Raw genomic sequence first — 22,349 nt, forward strand, 5'->3', positions numbered from 1 at the left:
GCAGCTGCCTGCTTTAGCTTTCAAACCAGCTGATTTTGCCATTGCTCTGGATGACATCCGGGACCCCGGCAACCTGGGCACCATCATCCGGATTGCCGACTGGTATGGCATCCGCACGATTATCTGTTCCGACACCTGCGCTGACTTCTATAATCCCAAAACGGTAGCTGCCACCATGGGATCTTTTACTCGGGTGCAGGCGCATTACCTGGACCTGGCGGACTGGTTGCATACCTTGCCGGATGACGTTGCGATCTACGGCGCCTCCCTGGAGGGCGACAACATCCACCGGATGCAGCTCCGGCCACAGGGCATTGTAGTGATGGGCAACGAAGCCAATGGGTTGCGCCCCGAAGTGGCGCAGCAGGTAAACAGGCTGATCAAGATTCCTGCCTTCGGCCATGCTGAGTCGCTGAATGTAGCCACGGCCACAGCCATCATCATCGATAACTTTATGCGGCAGGCAGCTTCATAAAACAGAAAAAGCCCATCCGGGCTCTTTCTGTTACGCGTCATCTCTTGCACAAACATTACTTAGTTTAGCAGTCGTAAACCGAAGCTGACCACATTGGCATCCGGTCCTCTGTTCTCCTTGAACAGGTCGTTCATGTTGTATTTCACAAACAGGTCCAGGTTGCCGTAACCGATCACACCCGTGAGGCCATACTGGAAGTCAGAGAAGTTGTAGCTGCTGCGTATCTTATCTTTCTGAGATTTGCCGCCTTCCTCAAATTTGAGCTTAGAGTGCGCTCCCAGTCGGTACCCGGCAAAACCACCGGCTCCAATTTTAAAACCGTCTTTGCCATTTGACTTCTTGAATTTGAGCATAGGCATGAGCGGAACGTTCACCGACGACATGGTCAGCTTGGACTTGTCATAGTTGACTTCTTCATCCCGACGGAAGAAAGTGACTTCGTTCACATCTTCTTCTACCACATAGTTCTTGTCAAACATGTAGTTGTTGAAAGAGAACTCCAACCCGGAAACCAGGTAGAAAGGACTTTTGCGGCCACCGATCTGGGAGTTCAGGTGCGAGTTGAGGCTGACATAGCGGGAGCCCATGGGTTTCAGGTCCGGTACCAGTTGCGCTTCCGTGTTGACAAAATTATTCAGACCCAGGTCGATATCGAAGTTGAATTTCGTGGATTTGTAGTGGTCCTGCTTATACTTGGCGCGGGTGCTGTCCCGCTCAGCTTTGTTCGGCAGATTCACATCTACCCGGGTATTTCCGTCTTTCTCTTCTATCTCCACATCGATCTTGATGTTCTTGTTGATGCGGATCTCATGCTTTTCCTTCGTGGTTTTGCCATCCTGGTCTGTTTCCTGTACGGTAATGGTCACCTGCTCCGGGTTATTGGAATCGCTACCAAACGTAACTGTCGTCTCTTTGGATTTGAGATCCTTGTTGGCGCTGTCCATTTTCTCGACCTGGTCTACATATTTGTTAAGCACGCGCATAAGGGAGTCCAGGCTGTAATTTTCAAAGGCTTTGAGCTGCTCCATGTTCTGCAGGTAGAGCACCATTTTGGCGCCATTGGCCATTTTCACAACAATGGTATCCTGGTCTCCGAGGCGCTGACCCAGGGTAGGGCCGCCTTTGGCAGACACACCGGTAGCGGCAGCCAGGAGGATGGCCGTTACGAGAAGTAGTATTCTTTTCATGGTTTAAAAGGTTAGAGTTGAATGACTTTTGATATTTTTTGTTTTCCGATCTGCGTTTCCAAGGCAATTTTGTCCGCGTTGATACCGAGCTCCGAGAGTTCCACCCGTTCGCCGTTTGACAGGTTGCGTGCTTGTTTGAAGATGTTCTTGGCCAGTTTTTGCTTTTTCTCGAAGCCTGTAAGCTCTTCCTCGGCCTCGGTTGGCTGCACCGCTGAGGTACGCTTGATGATGATCTCTACCGGCTGCGCATTCATATTCACACTGCCGGCCGAAGCAAGCGTGGCAGGGGCTACTTCTCCTGTGTTAATGTAAGCGTCTTTCTCAACTTTTGCAGGTATAGCAGGCTGCTCTGCCTTTGCTATCAGTTGCGGAGCAGAATTGGTGCCTGCTGCTTTTGGTGCTGCCGTTGGAGTTCCTTGTCGGACAGGAGCCGGCTTTTTTTCTGCTTTAGCCAGTGTGGCGCGAGGTATAGCGTCCGCCTTTGCAGGGGCAGGTGCCGGAGTCTCAGGTGTTTTCTGAACTTCAGCCTGCTCAGGTATAGCAAGGGGCTCCGTAGCCTGGGCTACCACCGGCTGGTCTGCAGCAGGCTCTTCAATAATGAGTGGCTGCTCGGGTACCTGCTTCTTGTTCTGGGCCATGCCATCCACCGCTACGGTACCGCGCTGCACGTTGTAGAACACGATGCCTACGGCTAGCAGCAGGGAGATGGCCGCCGCGATGGAATACGTCATCCACATAAATCCGCGTGGTTTTTTCTCCTCTTCCTTTGCCGGCATTCCGGCTTCCATTCTATCCTGAAGCCTGTTCCAGAGGTCGGCTGGCGGAGTAGGGGATGAAGGTCCAAGGCGCTCCCTGAAAAGCTTGTCTACGTCTTCTGGTTTCATGTTTTCCTCCTTTTATTAGCTGGCAATCGCTTCCTGTCCGGTCAGTCTTCGTTGCAGCATGGCGCGGGCCTTGCTCAGTTGCGATTTCGAAGTACCCTCCGTGATGTTCAGCATATCGGCTATTTCTTTATGGGAATATCCCTCTATTGCATACAGGTTAAAAACTGCTCTGTAGCCAGCAGGTAAAGTGCGCAACAATTCCAACAGTTCTCCTTCGGCCAGGTCCTGGTCTGCGCCTGCGCTTCCGGCCACTTGTACATGGCTATCTTCGATCGACAGGAACAGGGACTCTTTTTTTCGCAGGAAACCCAGTGCCTCATTTACCATGATGCGTCTTACCCAACCTTCGAAACTGCCTTTGCTCTCAAACCTGTCTATGTTCTGGTAAATCTTCATAAACCCGTTGAGCAAGGCCTCCTCTGCATCCATCTCGTTCTTGAGATAACGCAGGCAAACACCATACATCGGCGCGGCATATCGCTCGTAAAGGCATTTCTGCGCTTTACTCTCGGCCTTCTGGCATCCTGTTATTAACTCAAGTTCTGTCACGCTGGGTAAAATTTTATCAAATAGGAATGCTTCTGGCCTGTGATCGGAGCTGTTTTGTTGCTCTTTACCTCTTAGATGTAGATACCCCACCCGGAGGTTGCCTAAGCGGTGCTAAATTTCTCATATTTTTTTAGGAATGAAGTGCCGTTGGCTCTAAAATACTGGCTATCAGCTATGTTTTATGTACACATTCTAAGAATCTTTCTGAATTAGCGCCTAAAGGCCTTGTTTACATTTTTAAGGTATATATTTGTAGTGATGAGAATGGTGGCAGTTTTCTTTTCTCTATACCTGATCTGGATGGCCTGTCTGCCATGCACCGATAAGATCATGGATACCCACGAGCATCATCCGAGTGTGACCGATGTGGCCGACACAACGGGGCATTCTCCTTTTCACGACGATACCTGCCCGGTCTTCTGCAGTTGTGGCTGCTGCGCCACATTTACCATTGCCTCAGAACCGGAGCTGATTATTTTCCGATTTTTCGTTATTCCCCAAACTAAGCCCATGGTGTATCCTGACCTCCAGGAAATACAGGTGGCTTTCTCCTGGTGGCGTCCGCCCCGTCCTGCAATCGCTTAGATCCTTTCTTGCTTTTCAGTCTTACTATTCCGGCTATACCTGTAGGTGCAGCCGTGAGTACTGTTTTGTATTCAAACAGCTGGGCTGACAAGTGACTCATCTAATCAAATTGTAATGTATAAAATAGCTTACCATGTTTAAGAAGATTATCGAGTTTTCGATAGACAATAAATTGGCGGTGGGGCTTATGGTGTTTGCATTGGTGATCTGGGGCTCTTTTGCGCTCTCCCGCTTACCGGTCGATGCTGTGCCTGACATCACCAACAACCAGGTGCAGATCGTGACTTCCTCGCCGACCCTGGCAGCCCAGGAGGTGGAACGTTTTATTACCACCCCGATCGAAATGTCGCTGGCCAATGTGCCGGACGTTGTGGAGATGCGATCTGTATCACGCTTTGGCCTTTCGGTCATTACCGTTGTTTTCAAAGAAGAAGTCGACCAGTATCTGGCCCGCCAGATGATCACCGAGCGGCTCAGCGAAGCCGAACGGCTGATCCCCGAGCAAATGGGTACGCCGGAACTGGCTCCCGTCACCACCGGACTGGGCGAAATCTACCAATATGTGCTCGTGCCCAAGCCGGGTAGCTCCAAAAAGTATAGCCCTACGGAATTACGCACCATCCAGGACTGGATCGTACGCCGCCAGATTCTAGGTACACCGGGTGTAGCCGATGTGAGCAGCTTTGGCGGTTTCCTAAAAGAATATGAAGTAGCGCTCAGCCCCGACAAGCTCCGCAGCCTCAACCTGACCATAGCGGAAGTCATCTCCGCACTGGAGAGCAATAACGAGAACACAGGGGCCGCTTATATCGAGAAAAACCAGAGTGCCTTTTTCATCCGGGGACTCGGGCTGGTCAATACCCTCGAAGATATCGAAAAAGTGGTTGTGAGCAACCGCAATGGAGTACCCGTAGTCGTAAGCGATGTGGCGGAAGTACAGTATGGCCATCCGGTACGCTACGGGGCGCTTACCCGCAACACCGAAGGAGAAGTAGTAGGCGGCATCGTGCTGATGCTGAAAGGTGCCAACTCATCCGACGTGATCAAGAGTGTACAGGATAAAGTAGCCAGTATACAGAGCACGTTACCGGAAGGGTTGGCCATAGAAGCTTACCTGGATCGAAGCGAACTGGTGGACAAGGCGATCAATACGGTCGCCAAAAACCTGATCGAAGGCGGCCTGATCGTTATTTTCGTACTGGTCCTGCTGCTGGGTAACATGCGGGCTGGCCTGGTGGTTGCATCCGTTATCCCGCTTTCCATGCTCTTTGCCTTGGGTATGATGGACCTGTTCGGCGTGTCCGGTAACCTGATGAGTCTGGGGGCCATTGACTTTGGCCTGATCGTGGATGGGGCTGTGATCATTGTAGAGGGCGTGCTGCATTTCATCGTGGTCAAGAACAAGGACCTGCCGCTGCGCAGGCTGTCGCAGCGCGAGATGGACGATGAGGTAAAAGGAGCCGCCTCCAGCATCATGACGTCAGCTGCCTTTGGTATGCTCATCATCCTTATCGTATACCTGCCGATCATGGCGCTGGTAGGAATTGAAGGCAAGATGTTCAAACCCATGGCACAGACGGTAAGTTTTGCGATCCTGGGTGCCTTCATCCTGTCGCTGACGTACGTCCCGATGGTTTCGACCTTGTTGCTAAGCAAGAAGACGAAATATAAGCCCAATATCTCCGATAAAATTATGGGTGCTTTGGAGCGCGCTTACATGCCGGTGATCCGGTTTGCATTGCGAAGCCGCAAAATGGTCGTGGGCGCTGCGGTCTTACTGTTTGTTTTCAGCCTTTTTGTTTTCAGCCGCATGGGCGGAGAGTTCCTGCCGGATCTGGAAGAAGGTGACTTTGCCATGGACCTGCGTCTGGTACCGGGAGCATCCCTCACCCAGACCATTGAAACTACCACCAAAGCCAGTGAGATCCTGCTCAAGCAGTTCCCGGAGGTAACCGGTGTGATCGGGAAAATCGGTACGGCGGAGATCCCGACGGATCCGATGCCGATCGAAGCTGCCGACGTGATGATCCTGCTCAAGGAAAAAGATGAGTGGACGAGCGCCAGCACCCGCCAGGAGCTGGCGGCCAAGATGGACGAAGCTCTGAAGGTATTGCCGGGTGTAAACTACGGTTTCCAGCAACCGATGCAGCTGCGCTTCAACGAGCTGATGACGGGTGCCCGCCAGGACGTCGCCATCAAGATCTACGGCGAAGATCTGGACCAGCTCTCAGAACTGGCCGGACAGGTTGACAAACTGATTTCGCCTGTGGCAGGTGTGCAGGATGTGTACGTGGAAGAAGTAACCGGACTCCCACAAATTGTGGTGGACTACAACCGGGCGAAGATGTCGCAGTACGGGTTGCAGGTATCAGATGTGAATGCTGTGCTGCGAACGGCCTTTGCAGGCCAGACAGCCGGGGCAGTGTACGAAGGCGACAAACGCTTTGACCTGGTGGTACGCATGGAAGGCGGCGCCCGGCAGGACCTGCAGGACATCGAAAACCTCTACATCCCACTTCCGGAAGGCGGGCAGGTGCCGGCACAACAAATAGCTGATATCCGCTACGAGGATGGCCCGATGCAGATATCCCGCGAAGAAGGCAGGCGTCGTATCGTGGTCGGCTTTAACGTGCGGGACCGCGATGTGGAATCGATCGTGTCGGAGATCCAGGGCATCATGGGACAGCAACTGCCGCTGCCGGCGGGCTACTTCATCACGTATGGCGGCCAGTTCGAGAACCTGGTGGCAGCCAAAGAGCGTCTGTCTGTAGCGGTTCCTGCTGCTTTGCTGCTCATCTTACTGCTCTTATACTTTACCTTTAAGTCAGTCAAGCAAAGCCTGCTCATTTTCACGGCTATACCTTTATCCGCCATCGGCGGCATTTTTGCGCTCTGGCTGCGGGGCATGCCTTTTAGCATCTCGGCAGGCGTAGGGTTTATCGCGCTATTCGGTGTAGCCGTACTGAACGGCATCGTACTGATCGGCTACTTCAATCAGCTGAGGGAGGAAGGTATGGAAGATGCCTACGAGCGGATCATAAAAGGAACCAGAGTACGCCTCCGCCCGGTGATCATGACCGCGTCTGTGGCGGCACTGGGCTTCCTGCCGATGGCGCTCTCCGGTTCTGCCGGAGCGGAGGTACAGCGCCCGCTGGCAACGGTGGTGATTGGGGGTCTGTTCACGTCTACCTTGCTGACACTGGTCGTTTTGCCGGTGCTCTATTATATTTTCTCTTCCAAGGCAAAACCTTCGAAGGACAAGCGCAAATTGCAGGCTATACCTGCCCACATGATTCTTTGGTTGCTACTCGGAGCAGGGAGCTTGTGTGCTGCTTCGGTGCAGGCGCAGACTCCCCGGCAGCAGCCCCTGAACCTGGAACAGAGCATACAGTATGCAAAGGAACACAACCTGGGCCTGAAGAGCGCTGCCTATGGCGTAGAGCGGGAACAGGCCCTGCGCGGAGCAGCCACCGACCTGCCTAAAACTAACCTGTCCTACAGCCGCGGCCAGATAAGCACGGCAAATCAGGATGAGTACCTGTCGGCTACGCAGCAGTTTGCCTTCCCGACCGTATACCGCGACCAGGCCAAACTGGCGGATGCCACCATCCAACAGGCGGAGGCCCGTAAGCACATCGTTGAAAGGGAACTGGTACGCGACATCAAACAGGCTTGGTTTCAGCTGCAGTATAACAACGAGCGTGTGCGACTCCTGCAGCAACAAGACAGCCTGTACGGTCGCTTTACCAAGGCGGCTACTATCCGCTTCAAGACCGGAGAAACAGGCTTCCTGGAGCAAGCCACGGCCGAAACGCGCGGATTGGGTATGCGCACGGAACTGCAACAGGCAAAAGCCGACAAGCAGATAGTGGAGCGCCGGCTGCAGCAACTCCTGCAGGCGCAGGAACCGCTTACCTTCGCGGACGAAGAGCTGACAAAACGTAACACGGCTCTCCTGATCGACAGTGCCACCGTTGCTGCCAATCCCTACGCTGCTTTCCTGCAGAGTGAATTGCAGATAGCCCAGCGGCAGAAAAAACTGGAGCAATCGCGTATGCTGCCGGATTTTACGATCGGCTATTTCAACCAGACCTTTAAGGGAGAAGCCCCGGCTGAAAATCCGGGGAGAGTGTATACCTCTGGCGACCGCTTTACGGGCTTTGAGGCAGGTATAGCCATTCCGCTTTGGTTCGGCGCTCAGAAATCCCGTATCCAGGCCGCGAAATTGAATGAAGAAGCAGTTAAAAGCCAGGTGGCTTACCAGGAGCAACTCCTACTGACGGAGTTGCAAAACCTGGCCCAGGAGCTGCAGAAACATGCCACGACCTTATCATATTTTGAGCAGGGAGCTCTTCGCCAGGCAAACCAGCTTTCCAAAGCTGCAGAGCTTAGCTTCCAGACCGGAGACATTGACTACGTGGAGTATGTCCAGGCACTGGATCAGGCCTACCAGCTCAAAAACAATTACCTCAACGCCCTTCGGGACTACAATCAAACGATCATCAGTTTAGAGTTTACAGCAGGAATCGAATAACATGACATCACATACTATAAAAATACTGGCCCTTAGCGGCATCATCAGCCTGGCAGGCTGCTCCCAACCGGAACAGGAAAAACAAACCGAAACCGCCACTAGCGAACAAAAACCTGTTACGACTTCACCCTTTGTTGTCGCTTTTTCGGAGGCACAGCAGCAGGTAAGTAACATCGAACTGGGCACCATTCAGAACCGCAGCCTTTCGGCACGGATACGGGCGAACGGACAACTTCAGCTTCCGCCACAGAACAAAGCGAGTATCAACCCTTTATTGGGCGGTATAGTGCGCAGCATTCCGGTAAAAGAGGGAGAGTTTGTACAGAAAGGAAAAGTACTGGCCACTATACAGAATCCGGAACTGATCAAGCTGCAGGAGGAGTACCTGACAACCCGCAACCAGCTGCGTTTTGCCGAGCAGGATTATGAGCGCCAGCGTACTTTGAATGAAGAACAAGTGGGCTCCCGCAAAAAATTTGAGTCGGCAGAGTCGGACGTGCAGGTGCAGCGGGCCCGTCAGAAGGCTCTCGCTACGCATCTGACCTCGCTCGGGGTGTCTCCAAAGAACGTGGCAGCCGGACAGATCACGTCGAGCATGGCCATTACGGCCCCGATCAGTGGCTTTTTGCGGGTGATCGATGTGAACATTGGCACCTACGCCCAACCGGGACAGCAGATGTTTGAGATCGTAGACAACCACCACCTGCACCTGGAGCTCAACGTGTTCGAAAAAGACTTCAGCAAAATGGCAGAAGGGCAGAAGGTCCTGTTTTCAATGCCCAATGTAGCGGGTGATCCACTGGAGGCCAAAGTATTTGCTTTGGGAAAGGCCTTTGAAGGGGACTCCCGGATGGTGACGGTGCATGCCGAACTGGAAAACAACAAAAATACCAGCCTGCTGCCAGGCATGTATGTGAACGCACAGATACTGGCCGGCAAACAGGAACTGCCAGCACTGCCGGAGGAGGCCATCGTGCGCTACAAAAGCAAAGATTATGTGTTTGTAAAAGAAGCTCCAACTACTTTCCGGATGCAGGAAGTAGAAACGGGCGTGTCGGAGAATGGTTTTATGGAAGTAAAGCCAGTGAAGGAACTGCCGGCCAATGCGCAAATCGTTACGAAAGGCGCTTATTACATTCTGGCTGAGAAAATGAAGTCAGAAGTGGCTGAATAAGTCAAGGATATTCGCATATTGCCCTAAAATAAAACAGCACCGGCTCCTTTCGGGGACGGTGCTGTTATTATGTGAAAGGTTTAATTCGTAAATAAACTTTCAACTTTTAGCCATTCATTTATACGCAGTTAGGTATAGGAAAGGTTACAAGGATTTAAAAATATTTTATTTTTCGCCAAAAAAGATTAGGACGCGCGGTCTGCAACCAGGATCGGCTCCAGCACTTCCCATACGTTTTCAGCTAGTATTTTTTGTCCTTCCACCGTTGGATGAATCCCATCACCCTGGTTCAGCGCACGTTCCCCAGCTACGCCTTCCAGCAAAAACGGGATCAGGGTCACTTCCTTGTCTTTGGCTAAACGGGTAAAAACCTCTTCAAACTCCACCGTGAACCGCTTGCCCATGCTCGGTGGCATCTGCATACCTGCCAGAACTACAGCTACCTCCGGGTTCTTCTCCCGCACTTTGTCTATGATGGTGGCCAGGTTATCGTAGGTGGAAGCCGGATCTATGCCCCGGAGGCCATCATTTGCGCCCAGTTCGAGCACAAAAACGTCGATCGGCTGCTTCAGAAGCCAGTCAATGCGGCTCTTTCCGCCGGCCGAAGTTTCGCCACTCAGCCCCGCATTGATGGCCTTATAAGGTAAACCCAGCGAATCGATGCGTTCCTGTATGAGTGTTGGGAAAGCTTGGTCCGGCTCCAGTCCGTATCCGGCCGTCAGGCTGTTTCCAAAGAATACGATCGTCCGGGTTCTTTCGGCCTTTGGCTTCTCATCTGCTACAGGGGCTTCTGCGCCGGCTTTCTGTTCTGCTTTCACCTGGCCGGTGGTTTCTGTTTCTCCGCATCCGGTCATAAATAGCAATGCCGCCAGGTATAGGGTAATAAACTTGCTCTTTTTCTTCATATATGTGATTTTTGCCTAAATTTAGTGGTAACGTATGTAAAACCTATAACGCCCCGTTTTAGTTATTAGGTTCGGGGCGCAGCAAGCTGTCTCCGGAATACCTGCAAAGGCTACGGTTTCCTTTCGTATCAACTCTAACACAAGAAGCGTGTCTACTATACTTGAAATAAACAACCTCCAGAAAACGTACAACAGTGGTGATCGCCACCTGACGGTGCTGGAAGGTATAAATTTTTCGCTTCAGGCCGGTGACACCTGCGCCATTGTAGGGCCATCGGGGAGCGGCAAGACCACACTCCTTGGCCTCTGCGCCGGTCTGGACCGTGCCAGCAGCGGCTCCGTTGTTTTAAACGGGGTGAAGCTGGATAACCTGAGCGAAGACCAACGGGCACAAGTACGCAACCAGTACGTAGGCTTTATCTTTCAGAACTTCCAACTCATCCCGACACTGACGGCGCTTGAAAATGTGATGGTGCCGCTGGAGCTGCGCGGGGAACGCAATGTGCAGCAACAGGCCATGGAACTGCTGGCCCGGGTGGGGCTGGCTGAACGACACGATCACTACCCGACGCAGCTTTCGGGCGGGGAGCAGCAGCGCGTGTCCCTGGCCCGGGCTTTCTCCAACCGCCCGAGGATCCTTTTTGCGGATGAGCCGACCGGAAACCTGGACGAAGAAACCGGCGACAAAGTGGAACGGCTGTTATTTGACCTGAACCGGGAGGCCGGCACGACTCTGGTGCTCGTCACCCATGACCTCGAACTGGCCGAAAAAACCCAGCGCATTATCCGCATCAAGGGAGGTCACCTTGTTTCAGACACCAGCCCGACAGAAGCAGTATCGGAGCGGGAGAACGACAGGCAACACTAATTCCATAAACGTCTTCCATACACCAGGTTATACCTCTTACCTTCCAGTATACTTTGTCAGAAAATAACTTTCATCCCGATAAAAAATCAAAGCTGAACATTCCCTGGCTGCTCAGGATGGCCTGGCGTGATACCCGCCGGAACCGGGGCAAGCTGGTGCTGTTCCTGTCTTCCATTGTATTAGGTATAGCGGCGCTGGTGGCCATCAACTCCTTCCGGGACAGCCTCAAGCTAGCGATCGATGCGAAGGCCAGAACTCTCATTGGTGCAGACCTCGTCATGGGGATGAACAAGGAGCCCGACTCCCTGGCACAGGCCCTGGTAGACTCGGTGAGCACCCTGGGCAGGCGCTCCGACGAGAACCGCATGATGTCGATGGTATACTTTGAAAAGAGCAACGCGACACGGCTGGTTCAGGTACGGGCACTGGAAGGTGAATTTCCCTACTTCGGATCCATCGAAACTGAACCGGAAACAGCCAGCCGCACCTTCCGGCAGGCCAGGCGCGCACTCGTTGACTACAACCTGATGCTGCAGTACGATGCCAAACCAGGAGACTCCGTACGGGTAGGTGCCCAGACGTTCGTCATTGAAGGCGCCCTGCACCGCATTCCCGGTCAAACAGCTATGACTGCTGCTGTGGCACCTGTTGTGTATATTCCGCGGCAGTACCTCCCCGAAACCGGCCTGATACAACGTGGCAGCCGCGTTTCTTATTACTACTACTTTGACCTGAATGATAATGTACAGCCGGATACGCTAGGTAATCGACTGGAGCCACGCATGGAAGAATACGGACTGTTTCATGACACGGTAGAGACGCGCAAGAAGAGCATGGGAAATTCCTATGATGAGCTGGCCCGTTTCCTGGCACTGGTGGGGTTTGTTGCTTTGCTGCTGGGTTGTGTGGGGGTGGCTAGTGCGGTGCATGTGTATATGCGCGACAAGCTGGCTACGATTGGAATTCTCCGCTGCCTGGGTATGAGCGGGAAACAGGCTTTCCTGGTATACCTGTTCCAGGTGATGGGGATGGGCTTGCTGGGTGGGCTGGCAGGGGCTGCCCTGGGCAGCGTTGTGCAGCTGGTGCTGCCGGAGTTATTCAAGACTTTCCTGCCGGTGCAGGTAGATGCCTATTTCTCATTTGCGGCCGCCGCACAGGGCGTGCTGCTGGGTGTGATCGTTTCGGTGCTGTTTGCGCTGCTGCCTTTGCTCAGCATCCGGCAGGTGTCTCCGCTTATCACCTTGAGGGCCACCGTAGAACATCTGACAAATCAGAAAGACCCTTTGCGCTGGGCAGTATACGGGCTTATTTTCCTGTTCATCCTGGGTTTTTCACGTTGGCAGCTGGGTACCTGGTGGCAGGCGCTGGCCTTTTCGGGGGGCGTGATCGCGGCTTTTCTGGTGCTGGCTATACTGGCCAAAGGATTATCCTGGACCGTTCGCCGCTTCTTTCCGACACACTGGGGCTATGTATGGCGTCAGGGGCTGGCTAACCTGTACCGTCCCAACAACCAGACGCTGCTGCTCATGGTCTCGATCGGCCTGGGCACCGCCCTGATCGGTACCCTGTACATGGTGCAACGGACGCTGCTAAGCGAAGTATCCATCTCAGGCAGTGAAAACCAACCCAACCTGGTACTCTTTGACATTCAGAATGCGCAGCGGCAACAGGTAGCGGACCTCACAAAGCAGGAGGGACTCCCCATTCTTTATTTTGATCCGATCGTGACGCTGCGGCTGGAACAGATCAATCAATTGACGCTGGCCGATGTTCGCAAGGACACCACCCTCGAGATCAAGCCCTGGAATTTTACGCGGGAGTACCGGGTCACGTACCGGGACCACCTGAGTGACTCCGAGGAAACAAAGGCCGGCAACTGGAAAGAAAACCAGTATAATGAAGGAGAGCTGGTGCCGGTATCACTGGAGGAACGCTATGCGGAACGTATCAAAGCCAAAGTAGGAGATACCATGATCTTCAATGTGCAGGGCGCTCCCATTACGGCCCGCGTGGCGCATGTACGTGCCGTGGACTGGAACCGGGTACAAACCAATTTTCAGATACTGTTTCCAAAAGGAGTGCTGGAGGAAGCGCCGCAGTTTCATGTGCTCATGACGCGCAGTGCCAATGAGCAGCAGTCCGCGCAGTTTCAGCGGCGTGTGGTAGAGACTTTTCCTAACGTATCGGCCATCGGCCTGGACCTGATCCTGCGAACGCTCGACGAGGTGGTCAGCCAGATTTCTTTTGTGATTCAGTTCATGGCGCTGTTCAGTATTTTTACTGGTTTGCTGGTGCTTGTGGGTTCCGTGAATGTAAGTAAATTCCAGCGGGTGCAGGAAAGTGTGCTGCTACGTACCCTGGGAGCCAACAAAAAGCAGATCCTGAGTATTACCCTGATGGAGTACCTGTTACTGGGTATACTGGCAGCAGCGACAGGCTGTGTCATTGCCTTCGGTGCATCCTGGGCTCTGGCCGTATTCAGTTTTGAACTGGAATTTGTGCCGGTGCTGTGGCCGCTGCTCATCATTTTTGTGCTGGTCGCCCTGCTTACAATCATCGTCGGCCTGCTCAACAGCCGCGGTATCCTGAACAAGCCGCCATTGGAAGTACTACGCCGGGAAGCATGATAATAAGGTATAGAGTTAGAAAGTGAACGAGGTATACCTTGCGTTTAGCGCTGCTTCTAGGGTAGAGGTAGTCACTTTATGAAATGGGGAAGGCTCGTTGCAGGTATAGCAAAACAACTCTAAAAGAAGCTTACAATGAAAAAGCTATAAAAGCAAAAAAGGGATCTCTTAAAAGATCCCTTTTTCTTAAGTAAGCATAGACAACAAATGCCATCTGTTTACTTTTGTTATAGTAGCTTATACGCCGTGGTTTTTCCTCAGGTTTTGCTTTTTTAAAAATAATTTTCTGAAAATTAATAGGTATCGCTGGCCAGCATGACCAGGGTACAATGATGCAGCGTTTCTATGTTCGCATCTTCGGCCAGTTGCTCCAGTTCCCGGTTTTCAGTCCCCGGATTGAAGATGATGCGCTTCGGCTTCAAGGAAAGTATATAGTCATACCAGGAGGGCTGGTTCTGAGGCCCGACATACAGGGTGACGGTGTCTATACCTTCTATTTCTTCTTCTTTATTGGTGATGATGGGCTGGCCACCAACTTCGCCTTTGCGGATTCCTACCGGCACTACATCGTGCCCATGCTGCTGGAGCCTGTGCACAGCTTTATAGGCGAAGCGGGAAGGATTATCGGTAGCACCTAATACAAGAGTCTTTTTCATAGCTTAACTAAATAATGAATGCTGTCTGCTTATTAAACAGGCTCCGGAGCCAAAACGTTACAAAGCAATTAAAGTACAGCAGGGCTACAAACGTGATAACCTATACCTTGCGGGCTACTTTTGCCGCGATCATTTCGGCACAGCGCTCGCCGTCCATGGCAGCCGACACAATGCCCCCTGCGTAGCCGGCACCTTCCCCACAGGGGTATAAGTTACGGATCTGCACGTGTTCCAGTGTCTCCCTGTTACGGGGTATACGGACAGGAGAGGAGGTGCGGCTCTCGACGCCCACAATCTGGGCATCATTGGAGAGGTAACCGCGCATCTTGTTTCCAAATGCTTTGAATCCTTCCCGTAAGCGGAAAGCCATGTCAGGAGAAAACAGTTTGTTCATATCCACAGGCGTCAGTCCCGGCTGATACGAGGTTTCCAGCAGTTCGCCACCTGTCTTGCCCTGCGTAAAGTCCAGCAGGAGCTGAGCGGGCGCTTTCTGGGTTCCTCCGGCCATTTCGCAGGCTTTGCGCTCGAGTGCTTCCTGCATGCGCAAGCCGGCGAGCGGGCCATGCTGCTGCAGGTCCATATCCTCCAGTTCGATGGCGACTACTATACCTGAGTTGGCAAAACGGGAGTCGCGGCGGCTCGGCGACATGCCATTTACGACCACTTCGCCGGGAGCAGTAGCAGAGGGTACAATGAACCCGCCCGGGCACATGCAAAATGAGAAGATGCCGCGCTGCTTGTTGTCATACACGGTTTGATGCACCAGCGCATAAGAAGATGCCGGCAGCCAGCAGCCCCTGTCTTCACATTTGTATTGGATCTGATCGATCAGGCTTTGCTGGTGCTCTACCCGTACGCCCATGGCGAAAGGTTTGGCCTCGATCGTAATGCCTTTGTGGTGCAGAAGTTCAAAAATATCGCGGGCACTGTGGCCTGTAGCCAGAATAACGCCTTCGCCGGTATAGGACTGGCTATCCTGTGTCACGACACCCTTCATCTCGTCCTGCTGCACAATAAAATCTGAGACGCGCTTGTCGAAGAGCACTTCACCACCGGCAGCGATTATTGCCTCGCGTAAATTGGAAATGATAACAGGGAGTTTGTTGGTACCGATGTGCGGGTGGGCATCAAAAAGAATATCGCGGGTGGCACCATGTTGCACGAAAATATCAAGAATACGCTGCAGGTCTCCGCGTTTCTTGGAACGGGTATACAGCTTGCCGTCGGAATAGGTGCCGGCTCCGCCTTCCCCAAAACAATAGTTAGAGTCAGGATTCACGATGTGCTCTTTGTTGATCGCTGCCAGATCACGGCGGCGGGCCCGGACATCCTTGCCACGCTCCAGCACGATGGGCTTCAGTCCCAGCTCAATGCAACGCAGGGCCGCGAACAAACCGGCAGGACCTGCCCCGACAATGATGACTTGTTTGGCCTGGCTTACATCCGGGTAATGAAACCTGACGTCCAGTATGTCAGCAGGAGGTGTATCCAGGTATAGATCGGCTTTAATCCGGAGCAACACCTGGCGGCCGCGGGCATCGATGGAGCGCTTGATGCGGTGAATGTGTTTTACCTCTTCCGGTTGCAGGCCAGCACTTTTGATGAGCTCCCGCTCTAGCACGTCGTTGTCATAGGCCACTTCCGGCGCTACCACCACTTCAATCTCTTTCTTTCTCATGTACAGCAGGTAAGGTAGTTAACCTTAAACTTTTAAATTAATAGTTTAAATTAATAGCTTGATGGCTGAATGGTTTAATTGTTGTTCAACACGAGTTTAACAGCAGTAGTTCGAATCTTGTGTGTAATCCACTACTCCGCTCTCAACAGCATTCTCCGTGGTTTTCCATACCTGGTTGTATTATACCTAAATCAACCATCCAACAATTAAACAATCAACAATTTGACAATTTAAATATCCCCATTCAGAACTTTCTCCACCCAGCCTTTGCCCCAGTTTTCCAGTTCGTGTTCGGACCAGAGCTCAGGGTAGAAGATACGCTTCTGGAACTTCGGAGGCAGGTACTTCTGCCAGTTGGTGCCGCCAGTCGCAGCGATGACTTCTGGGTCACGCTGCAGGTAACGCACGGCTGACTTATAGTGCATCAGCGGCCAGTTCACATTCACATTGCTGTCAAGCTCCCGCAACTGCCGGATCAGCCTCGGGTTTTGCTGCTCTTCCTCAGACAGGCGCTTGTAAGCGGACCATACATTCCGATGCTCATACTCCCGGGCAAACTGGATCAGCTGCTGGGTATACTTCTCTTCGAATCGGATGAGCGTGAGTGTTTTGGTGCCGGAAGAAACTTCGGTCGCACCTTCTTTCCAGTAGATGCAGCCCATCAGCTCTTCGTGCGTACTCTGCAGGCCCAGAACCTTGCGTTTCTCTTTATCGGTCAGGTTACGGAGCTCAGTGGATGCTATCTCGATCATGCGGTACTGCACCGACTGGAACCCGCTGGCAGGCATGAGCGCCATCCGGAACTGCAGAAACTGCTTCGGATCCATGCCATCCACCATCACATCAAATGAATCAATCAGGTTCTCAAAATAGCGGTTGATGCGCTTCACGCGTTTCATCAACACATCCCCCGTAATCGCTTTGTCATCACCCACTTGCCGGTACTCCTCCAGGCAAAGCTTAAAGTAGAGCTCCGTGATCTGATGGTACATGATGAAGATCTTCTCATCCGGTATGGAGGTACGTGGATTCTGCAGGCTCAGCAGGGTATCCAGGTGAATATAATCCCAGTAGTTGAGGTAGTCCGTATAATAAAGCCCTTCCAGGTAAGCAGCCAGATCCTGACCGAGGGGAACATACTTTTCCTCCAGTCTTCTTAGCTGCTCGAGTACTTCCGGCTTAAACGTTTGATGGTCCATGATTTCCTGATGGTTTATGAGGACGAATGCTCCAAAAATCGGCACAAAGTAACTAAAACTATCCAACAGAAGCCTCCTCTGACCGAATAATGTTGCGCTTTCTTACTTAAACGAAAAGCAAGCCAAATGCTCTCAACGCATCCAGGCAACCATGGCGTCCAGAAATGCATCTTCAGAACGAAAAAGGCAGCAAGGCAATGAAACAGGGAATAGGCGTTTCGACCCTGACGGATAAAAAACCGGCTACGCTGCCACAAGCTCAGCAAGGATGGCCGAGCAATAACCTGTTACTGAAAAGCTTAACTAAACGGCATTCTGTAGTGCTCCGGCGCTTTCTAAGAGAAATGCCTCTACAGGTTAATAGGTACAAAACTTATATTGATAGAGCAAAACTTCTGATTGGTAGAATTCAGGAGAATATACCACGCAAAAAATGTTATACTTATACTAAATTGCTAAATTTGGTTTTCACGATACTTCTCCGAATTAACTCCAATGGCTGAAAAAAGTAGTGTCTTTGACATGATCGGTCCGATTATGATAGGTCCTTCCAGTTCACATACTGCTGGCGTTGTGCGCATTGCGCGCGCTGCCATCCGGGTACTAGGTGTAGCGCCCGAAGAGGCCGTTATCACTTTTTACAACTCCTTTGCCCAGACATACGAAGGTCACGGCTCCGATAGAGCCATAGTAGCCGGTCTGCTGGATTTCAAAACAGATGATAAGCGTATCAAAGAAGCCTTCGAGCATGCCAAAGAACGGGGGCTCAAGTATACGTTCCGCTCCGTAGGAAATGCCTCGACCATGCACCCGAACACGATCAAGCTGAACCTGAAAGCAGGAGAGCGGGAAGTGGAAGTGATCGGCCAGAGCCGGGGAGGAGGCGTGATCAAGATTGTGGAAGTAGACGGCTTTTTAGCAAATTTCTCTGCCAACCTGCACACGCTCATCATCGATGCGGATGACATGAAGGGGAGCATTGCCTTTATCGCAGCCGTGATCGCCCACGACGATTGCAACATTGCCACTATGAACGTGTCCCGGAAGGGGAGAAATGAGATGGCCCGCCAGTTCATCGAGATGGATTCAGGTATAAAACCGATCACCCTCGAGTATATCAAACAGCTGAGCTGGGTGAAGCATGTGATCTACATTCCCAATATTGATCTATAAACGCCTACACTATGAATAAATTATCTAAAAGAGCACTGGTTCTGGCATTGGGCCTGAGCTTATGCACCTTTCCGGCTGCATTCGCTCAGCAACAGGCGGCAGGCGGCGATGGCACCTGGTCACTCGAGGAAGCCATCAACTATGCGAAGGCAAACAACCTGCAGGTGCGGCAAAACAGCCTGAACAGAGACCTCGACCGGGCAGACCTCAACCAATCCAAGTTCAGCCGCCTGCCAACCATCAATGCGAATGGCAGTTATAGCTTTAACACAGGCTCCTTCCAGGATCCGGTAACGTTCAACCTGACCACCCAGAATGCCCGGACGGCCAATGGGCAGATCAATGCGAACCTACCCTTATTTTCCGGATTCCAGCAGGTCAACCAGATCAAACAAAATTCACTTGCCCTGGAAGCCAGCGAGCAGGAATATCTGTCTGCCCAGAACGATGTAACCATTCAGGTTGTGACCGCTTACCTCAACATCTTGTTTGCCAATGAGCAAATGAGTATTTCGGAATTGCAGCGCGGTCTGACAGAACAGCAGCTGAACCGGACCCGAATTCTTTTCAAAGCCGGTAGCGTCGCCGAAAATGCCATTCTGGATCTGGAATCTCAATTTGCCACAGATGAACTCAACTACATTACCGCACAGAACCAGCGTGATATCGCACGCCTGTCGCTGATGCAGTTGCTCAATATCCCTACCTCCGAAGCCTTTCAGATCGAGATCCCGCAGATCCCGGAGCCTGATGAAGCCCCCGTTATCGTGGATGGAAACCAGGTGTACGACATCGCGTTGCAGACACAGCCCGCTATCCGGGCGGTGGATCTTCGTTTACGCAGCTCTGAAAAAGGCCTTGATGTGGCGAAGGGAGCTTATTTTCCAAGACTAAGTTTATTTGCAGGAGCCGGCAGCCGCTATGCCAACACCAGCAAGAGATTATTAGGGATTGAGACTGTAGACAATGGCCTTTCGCCACAGGTTGTGTATTATGACGCAGCCGGCACAAGATCCGAAACGCTCTACTTCCCCGATATCAGCGCCCGCCGCCTGGAAGGTGACTATCCATTCTTCCGCCAATTTGACGACAACCTTTCTACGCAAGTGGGCTTGTCTTTGCAGATCCCTATTCTGAACGGCTTTCAAACCCGGATAGGAGTGCAGCGGGCTAAAATTTCACAACAAAATGCCCAGCTAAATGCTGATATTGCGCGAAATAACCTGCGTCAAACAATAGAGCAGGCGTATGTGGACGCGATCGCGGCACAAAAACGGTATGCGGCATCAAAAGAACAAGTGATCGCATCGGAAAAAAACTTCCGGAATGCAGAATTGCGCCTGAACAGCGGGATCATCAATACAGTTGATTTCAATGTGATTGCCAATACCTATCGTTCCGCTCAATCCAGTTTGAATCAGGCGAAATACGACTACACCTTTAAACTCAAAGTCCTGGACTTCTACCAGGGTAAAGACCTTTCTTTCTAATCATACACTATGGCTGCTAAAAAATCGAATAAGCTCATTTATACCCTGATCGGCGCACTTGTTTTGTTGCTTGCAGGTGCACTTGTTGCTAAAAAGTCCGGCTGGATCGGCAAAGACGAGGGAGTAGAAGTGGTGCTGTCGGAAGCTAAAAGAACCCAGATCGTAGAAAAAGTAAGTGCTTCAGGCAAGGTTCAGCCTGAAACAGAGATCAAAATCAGCCCGGACGTATCGGGTGAGATCATCGAACTGCACGTGCAGGAAGGCGACTCAGTTGTGAAAGGCCAGTTATTGCTGCGCATCCGCCCGGATAACTACCAGTCTTTTGTAGATATGCAGGAGGCAGGCGTAAATCAGGCCCGGGCCAACCTGTCACAGTCAAGAGCCCGCCTGGGACAGACACGCGCCAACTTCAAGCAGGTGGAACAGAATTATGACCGCAACAAAAAGCTGTTTGACCAGAAGGTCATCTCAGAATCTGAATTTCAGCAGGTCAAAGCTGCTTACGAATCCGGTAAGCAGGAAATAGAGTCGCTCGTGCAAAGTGTTCGGGCAGCTGAATTCAGTGTGCAGAACGCGCAGGCCTCTTTGAAGGATGCCCGTGAAAATCTGAACAAAACCACTATTTACGCCCCCGTTAGCGGCACCGTATCGAAGCTGAATGTGGAGCAGGGCGAACGTGTGGTGGGTACTTCCCAAATGGCCGGTACCGAGATCATGCGCATCGCCAACCTCAACAACATGGAAGTGCGCGTGAATGTAAACGAAAACGACATTGTGCGTGTGGGACTGGGTGACTCTGTTATCGTGGAAGTAGACTCCTATACCAGCCGTGACGAAAAATTCAAAGGCCTGGTAACAGCTATTGCCAACACCGCCAAGGACGCTGCTTCGCTGGAGGCCGTTACAGAGTTCGAGGTGCGTATCCGACTGTTGAATGATTCGTACAGCCACCTGGCGCAGAAAAATACCCGCCCTTTCCGCCCGGGTATGACCGCTTCTGTTGAAATCATTACGGAACGAAAAAATAACGTTTTAACTGTACCTTTGTCGGCAGTAACGACCCGTTCCAATAAACCGGCTCCTGCGGCAGGTGAAGAGGGTGAAAGCGGCGAAGAGAAAGAAGAAGAGAATGAAACGGCTACTCCGCCAGCCGCTGCCGGCCCGGTTGAAGAAGTTGTTTTTGTACATGATGCCAACAATACCGTAAAGACGGTGAAGGTAAAGACAGGTATCAGCGACTTCGAGAACATCGAAATCCTGAGCGGCCTGCAAGAAGGTCAGAAAGTAGTGTCCGGTCCTTTCAGAGCAGTATCGAAAACGCTCAAAGACGGCGCGAAAGTAGCAGTGAAAGATGAAAAGTCACTGAATAAATCAGCCTTGGCTGATGCGAATGAAGAGAAATAAACAAAAACCGGCTTGGAAAAAATTGCAGTAATAGGAGGAGGAAGTTGGGCATCTGCCCTGGTAAAGATCCTATCAGATAATAAATCACAGGTACACTGGTGGATGCGCAACGAAAACGATGTGCAGCACCTGATCAACTACAGGCACAATCCCCGCTATCTGAGTGGGGTAACTTACGACCTGCAGTATGTAAAACCCGCTACGGACCTGCACGCGGTGGTGGCCGTGGCCGACTGGGTGATACTAGCTGTTCCGGCAGCCTTTGTGCAGGACGCCCTGGCCGGTTTACCGGCAGACGCTCTCCGTAACAAGGTGCTGATCTCAGCTATCAAGGGGATGATCCCGAAAGAGAACATCCTGATCACGGATTACATGGGGAAAAACTACCATGTACCCAACAGCCACCAACTGGTGATCGCAGGCCCCTGCCATGCCGAAGAGGTAGCCATGGAGAAGCAATCGTACCTGACCATCGGCTCGCATAACCTGGCAACAGCAGAGCGTTTTTGCGAATTGCTGCGCAACCGCTACGTCAAAGCCAATCCGCTGGATGACCTGGACGGGATCGAGTATTGTGCCGTTATAAAAAATATCATTGCCCTGGCCTGCGGTATAGCCCGTGGCCTGAATTTTGGCGACAACTTCCAGGCCGTGCTGGTATCAAATGCCATGCTGGAGATCGAGCATTTCCTCAATGCCATCATGCCGATCCACCGCGACCTCAGCGGCTCGGCCTACCTGGGCGACCTGCTGGTGACCGCTTATTCCCAGTTTAGCCGCAACCGTACGTTCGGTAATATGATCGGGCATGGCTATACCGTAAAATCCGCCCAGATTGAAATGAACATGGTCGCTGAAGGGTATTATGCGGTGCAGAGTATCTATGAACTCAACAAAACGTTGAAGGTAGACATGCCCATTACCACGGCTGTATACCTGATCCTGTACGAGCGCATAGCCC

At 52.0% G+C, this 22,349-nt stretch carries 17 protein-coding genes; 10 read left to right on the forward strand and 7 right to left on the reverse strand.

Annotation, left to right across the window (positions count from 1 at the left end; genetic code table 11):
• Window positions 1-475 (forward strand): TrmH family RNA methyltransferase (locus tag OB13_RS00795; protein ID WP_461488235.1); only part of this gene is annotated, 475 nt, incomplete at its 5' end.
• A gap of 59 nt (window positions 476-534) precedes the next feature.
• Here OB13_RS00795 and OB13_RS00800 read toward each other — a convergent pair.
• Genes OB13_RS00800 through OB13_RS00810 form a run of 3 tightly spaced genes read right to left on the reverse strand, consistent with a single transcriptional unit; the run spans window position 535 to window position 3,095 of the window.
• Window positions 535-1,662 (reverse strand): outer membrane beta-barrel protein, encoded by a 1,128-nt coding sequence (locus OB13_RS00800; RefSeq protein ID WP_461488236.1) that lies wholly within the window; start codon window positions 1,660-1,662, stop codon window positions 535-537.
• Between the two features lie 11 nt (window positions 1,663-1,673).
• Window positions 1,674-2,546 carry a hypothetical protein gene (locus tag OB13_RS00805; RefSeq protein WP_461488237.1) on the reverse strand — a complete coding sequence of 291 codons (873 nt, stop codon included), beginning with the start codon at window positions 2,544-2,546 and terminating at the stop codon, window positions 1,674-1,676.
• Between the two features lie 15 nt (window positions 2,547-2,561).
• Window positions 2,562-3,095, reverse strand: coding sequence for an RNA polymerase sigma factor (locus OB13_RS00810; protein WP_461488238.1), 534 nt, complete (start codon window positions 3,093-3,095; stop codon window positions 2,562-2,564).
• A 258-nt stretch (window positions 3,096-3,353) separates the two neighbouring features.
• Between OB13_RS00810 and OB13_RS00815 the strand changes: the two genes are divergently transcribed.
• The 3 genes from OB13_RS00815 (at window position 3,354) to OB13_RS00825 (ending at window position 9,388) form a co-directional block, all read left to right on the forward strand.
• On the forward strand, window positions 3,354-3,680 hold the full coding sequence (locus OB13_RS00815) for a DUF6660 family protein (protein ID WP_461488239.1): 327 nt from the start codon (window positions 3,354-3,356) through the stop codon (window positions 3,678-3,680).
• Between the two features lie 133 nt (window positions 3,681-3,813).
• Entirely contained in the window at window positions 3,814-8,214 is a 4,401-nt protein-coding gene (locus OB13_RS00820) for a CusA/CzcA family heavy metal efflux RND transporter (RefSeq protein WP_461488240.1), read from the forward strand.
• A gap of 1 nt (window position 8,215) precedes the next feature.
• Complete coding sequence (locus OB13_RS00825) at window positions 8,216-9,388, forward strand: efflux RND transporter periplasmic adaptor subunit (protein WP_461488241.1); 1,173 nt, start codon at window positions 8,216-8,218, stop codon at window positions 9,386-9,388.
• Window positions 9,389-9,573: 185 nt separating this feature from the next.
• Here OB13_RS00825 and OB13_RS00830 read toward each other — a convergent pair whose 3' ends face one another.
• Window positions 9,574-10,293: an arylesterase gene (locus OB13_RS00830; RefSeq protein ID WP_461488242.1), complete on the reverse strand. Its 720-nt coding sequence runs from the start codon at window positions 10,291-10,293 to the stop codon at window positions 9,574-9,576.
• 148 nt (window positions 10,294-10,441) lie between these two features.
• On the opposite strand from OB13_RS00830, the gene OB13_RS00835 reads away from it, so the two are divergent.
• On the forward strand, window positions 10,442-11,161 hold the full coding sequence (locus tag OB13_RS00835) for an ABC transporter ATP-binding protein (RefSeq protein ID WP_461488243.1): 720 nt from the start codon (window positions 10,442-10,444) through the stop codon (window positions 11,159-11,161).
• A gap of 116 nt (window positions 11,162-11,277) precedes the next feature.
• Window positions 11,278-13,788: an ABC transporter permease gene (locus OB13_RS00840; protein ID WP_461488251.1), complete on the forward strand. Its 2,511-nt coding sequence runs from the start codon at window positions 11,278-11,280 to the stop codon at window positions 13,786-13,788.
• 293 nt (window positions 13,789-14,081) lie between these two features.
• Here the strand turns inward: OB13_RS00840 and OB13_RS00845 are convergent, their stop codons facing one another.
• The 3 genes from OB13_RS00845 to OB13_RS00855 form a co-directional block, all read right to left on the reverse strand.
• On the reverse strand, window positions 14,082-14,444 hold the full coding sequence (locus OB13_RS00845; protein WP_461488244.1) for a CoA-binding protein: 363 nt from the start codon (window positions 14,442-14,444) through the stop codon (window positions 14,082-14,084).
• Between the two features lie 100 nt (window positions 14,445-14,544).
• Window positions 14,545-16,122: an NAD(P)/FAD-dependent oxidoreductase gene (locus OB13_RS00850; protein ID WP_461488245.1), complete on the reverse strand. Its 1,578-nt coding sequence runs from the start codon at window positions 16,120-16,122 to the stop codon at window positions 14,545-14,547.
• 230 nt (window positions 16,123-16,352) lie between these two features.
• Window positions 16,353-17,321: a tryptophan 2,3-dioxygenase family protein gene (locus tag OB13_RS00855; protein ID WP_461488246.1), complete on the reverse strand. Its 969-nt coding sequence runs from the start codon at window positions 17,319-17,321 to the stop codon at window positions 16,353-16,355.
• A gap of 495 nt (window positions 17,322-17,816) precedes the next feature.
• Between OB13_RS00855 and sdaAB the strand changes: the two genes are divergently transcribed.
• From sdaAB to OB13_RS00875, 4 genes are all read left to right on the forward strand, one after another.
• Entirely contained in the window at window positions 17,817-18,494 is a 678-nt protein-coding gene (gene sdaAB / locus OB13_RS00860) for an L-serine ammonia-lyase, iron-sulfur-dependent subunit beta (protein ID WP_461488247.1), read from the forward strand.
• 11 nt (window positions 18,495-18,505) lie between these two features.
• Window positions 18,506-19,984, forward strand: coding sequence for a TolC family protein (locus OB13_RS00865; RefSeq protein WP_461488248.1), 1,479 nt, complete (start codon window positions 18,506-18,508; stop codon window positions 19,982-19,984).
• 9 nt (window positions 19,985-19,993) lie between these two features.
• Window positions 19,994-21,388: an efflux RND transporter periplasmic adaptor subunit gene (locus tag OB13_RS00870; RefSeq protein ID WP_461488249.1), complete on the forward strand. Its 1,395-nt coding sequence runs from the start codon at window positions 19,994-19,996 to the stop codon at window positions 21,386-21,388.
• Between the two features lie 12 nt (window positions 21,389-21,400).
• On the forward strand, window positions 21,401-22,349 hold a 949-nt coding region (locus OB13_RS00875), incomplete at its 3' end, for an NAD(P)H-dependent glycerol-3-phosphate dehydrogenase (protein WP_461488250.1).

This window comes from Pontibacter sp. HJ8, assembly GCF_054824225.1.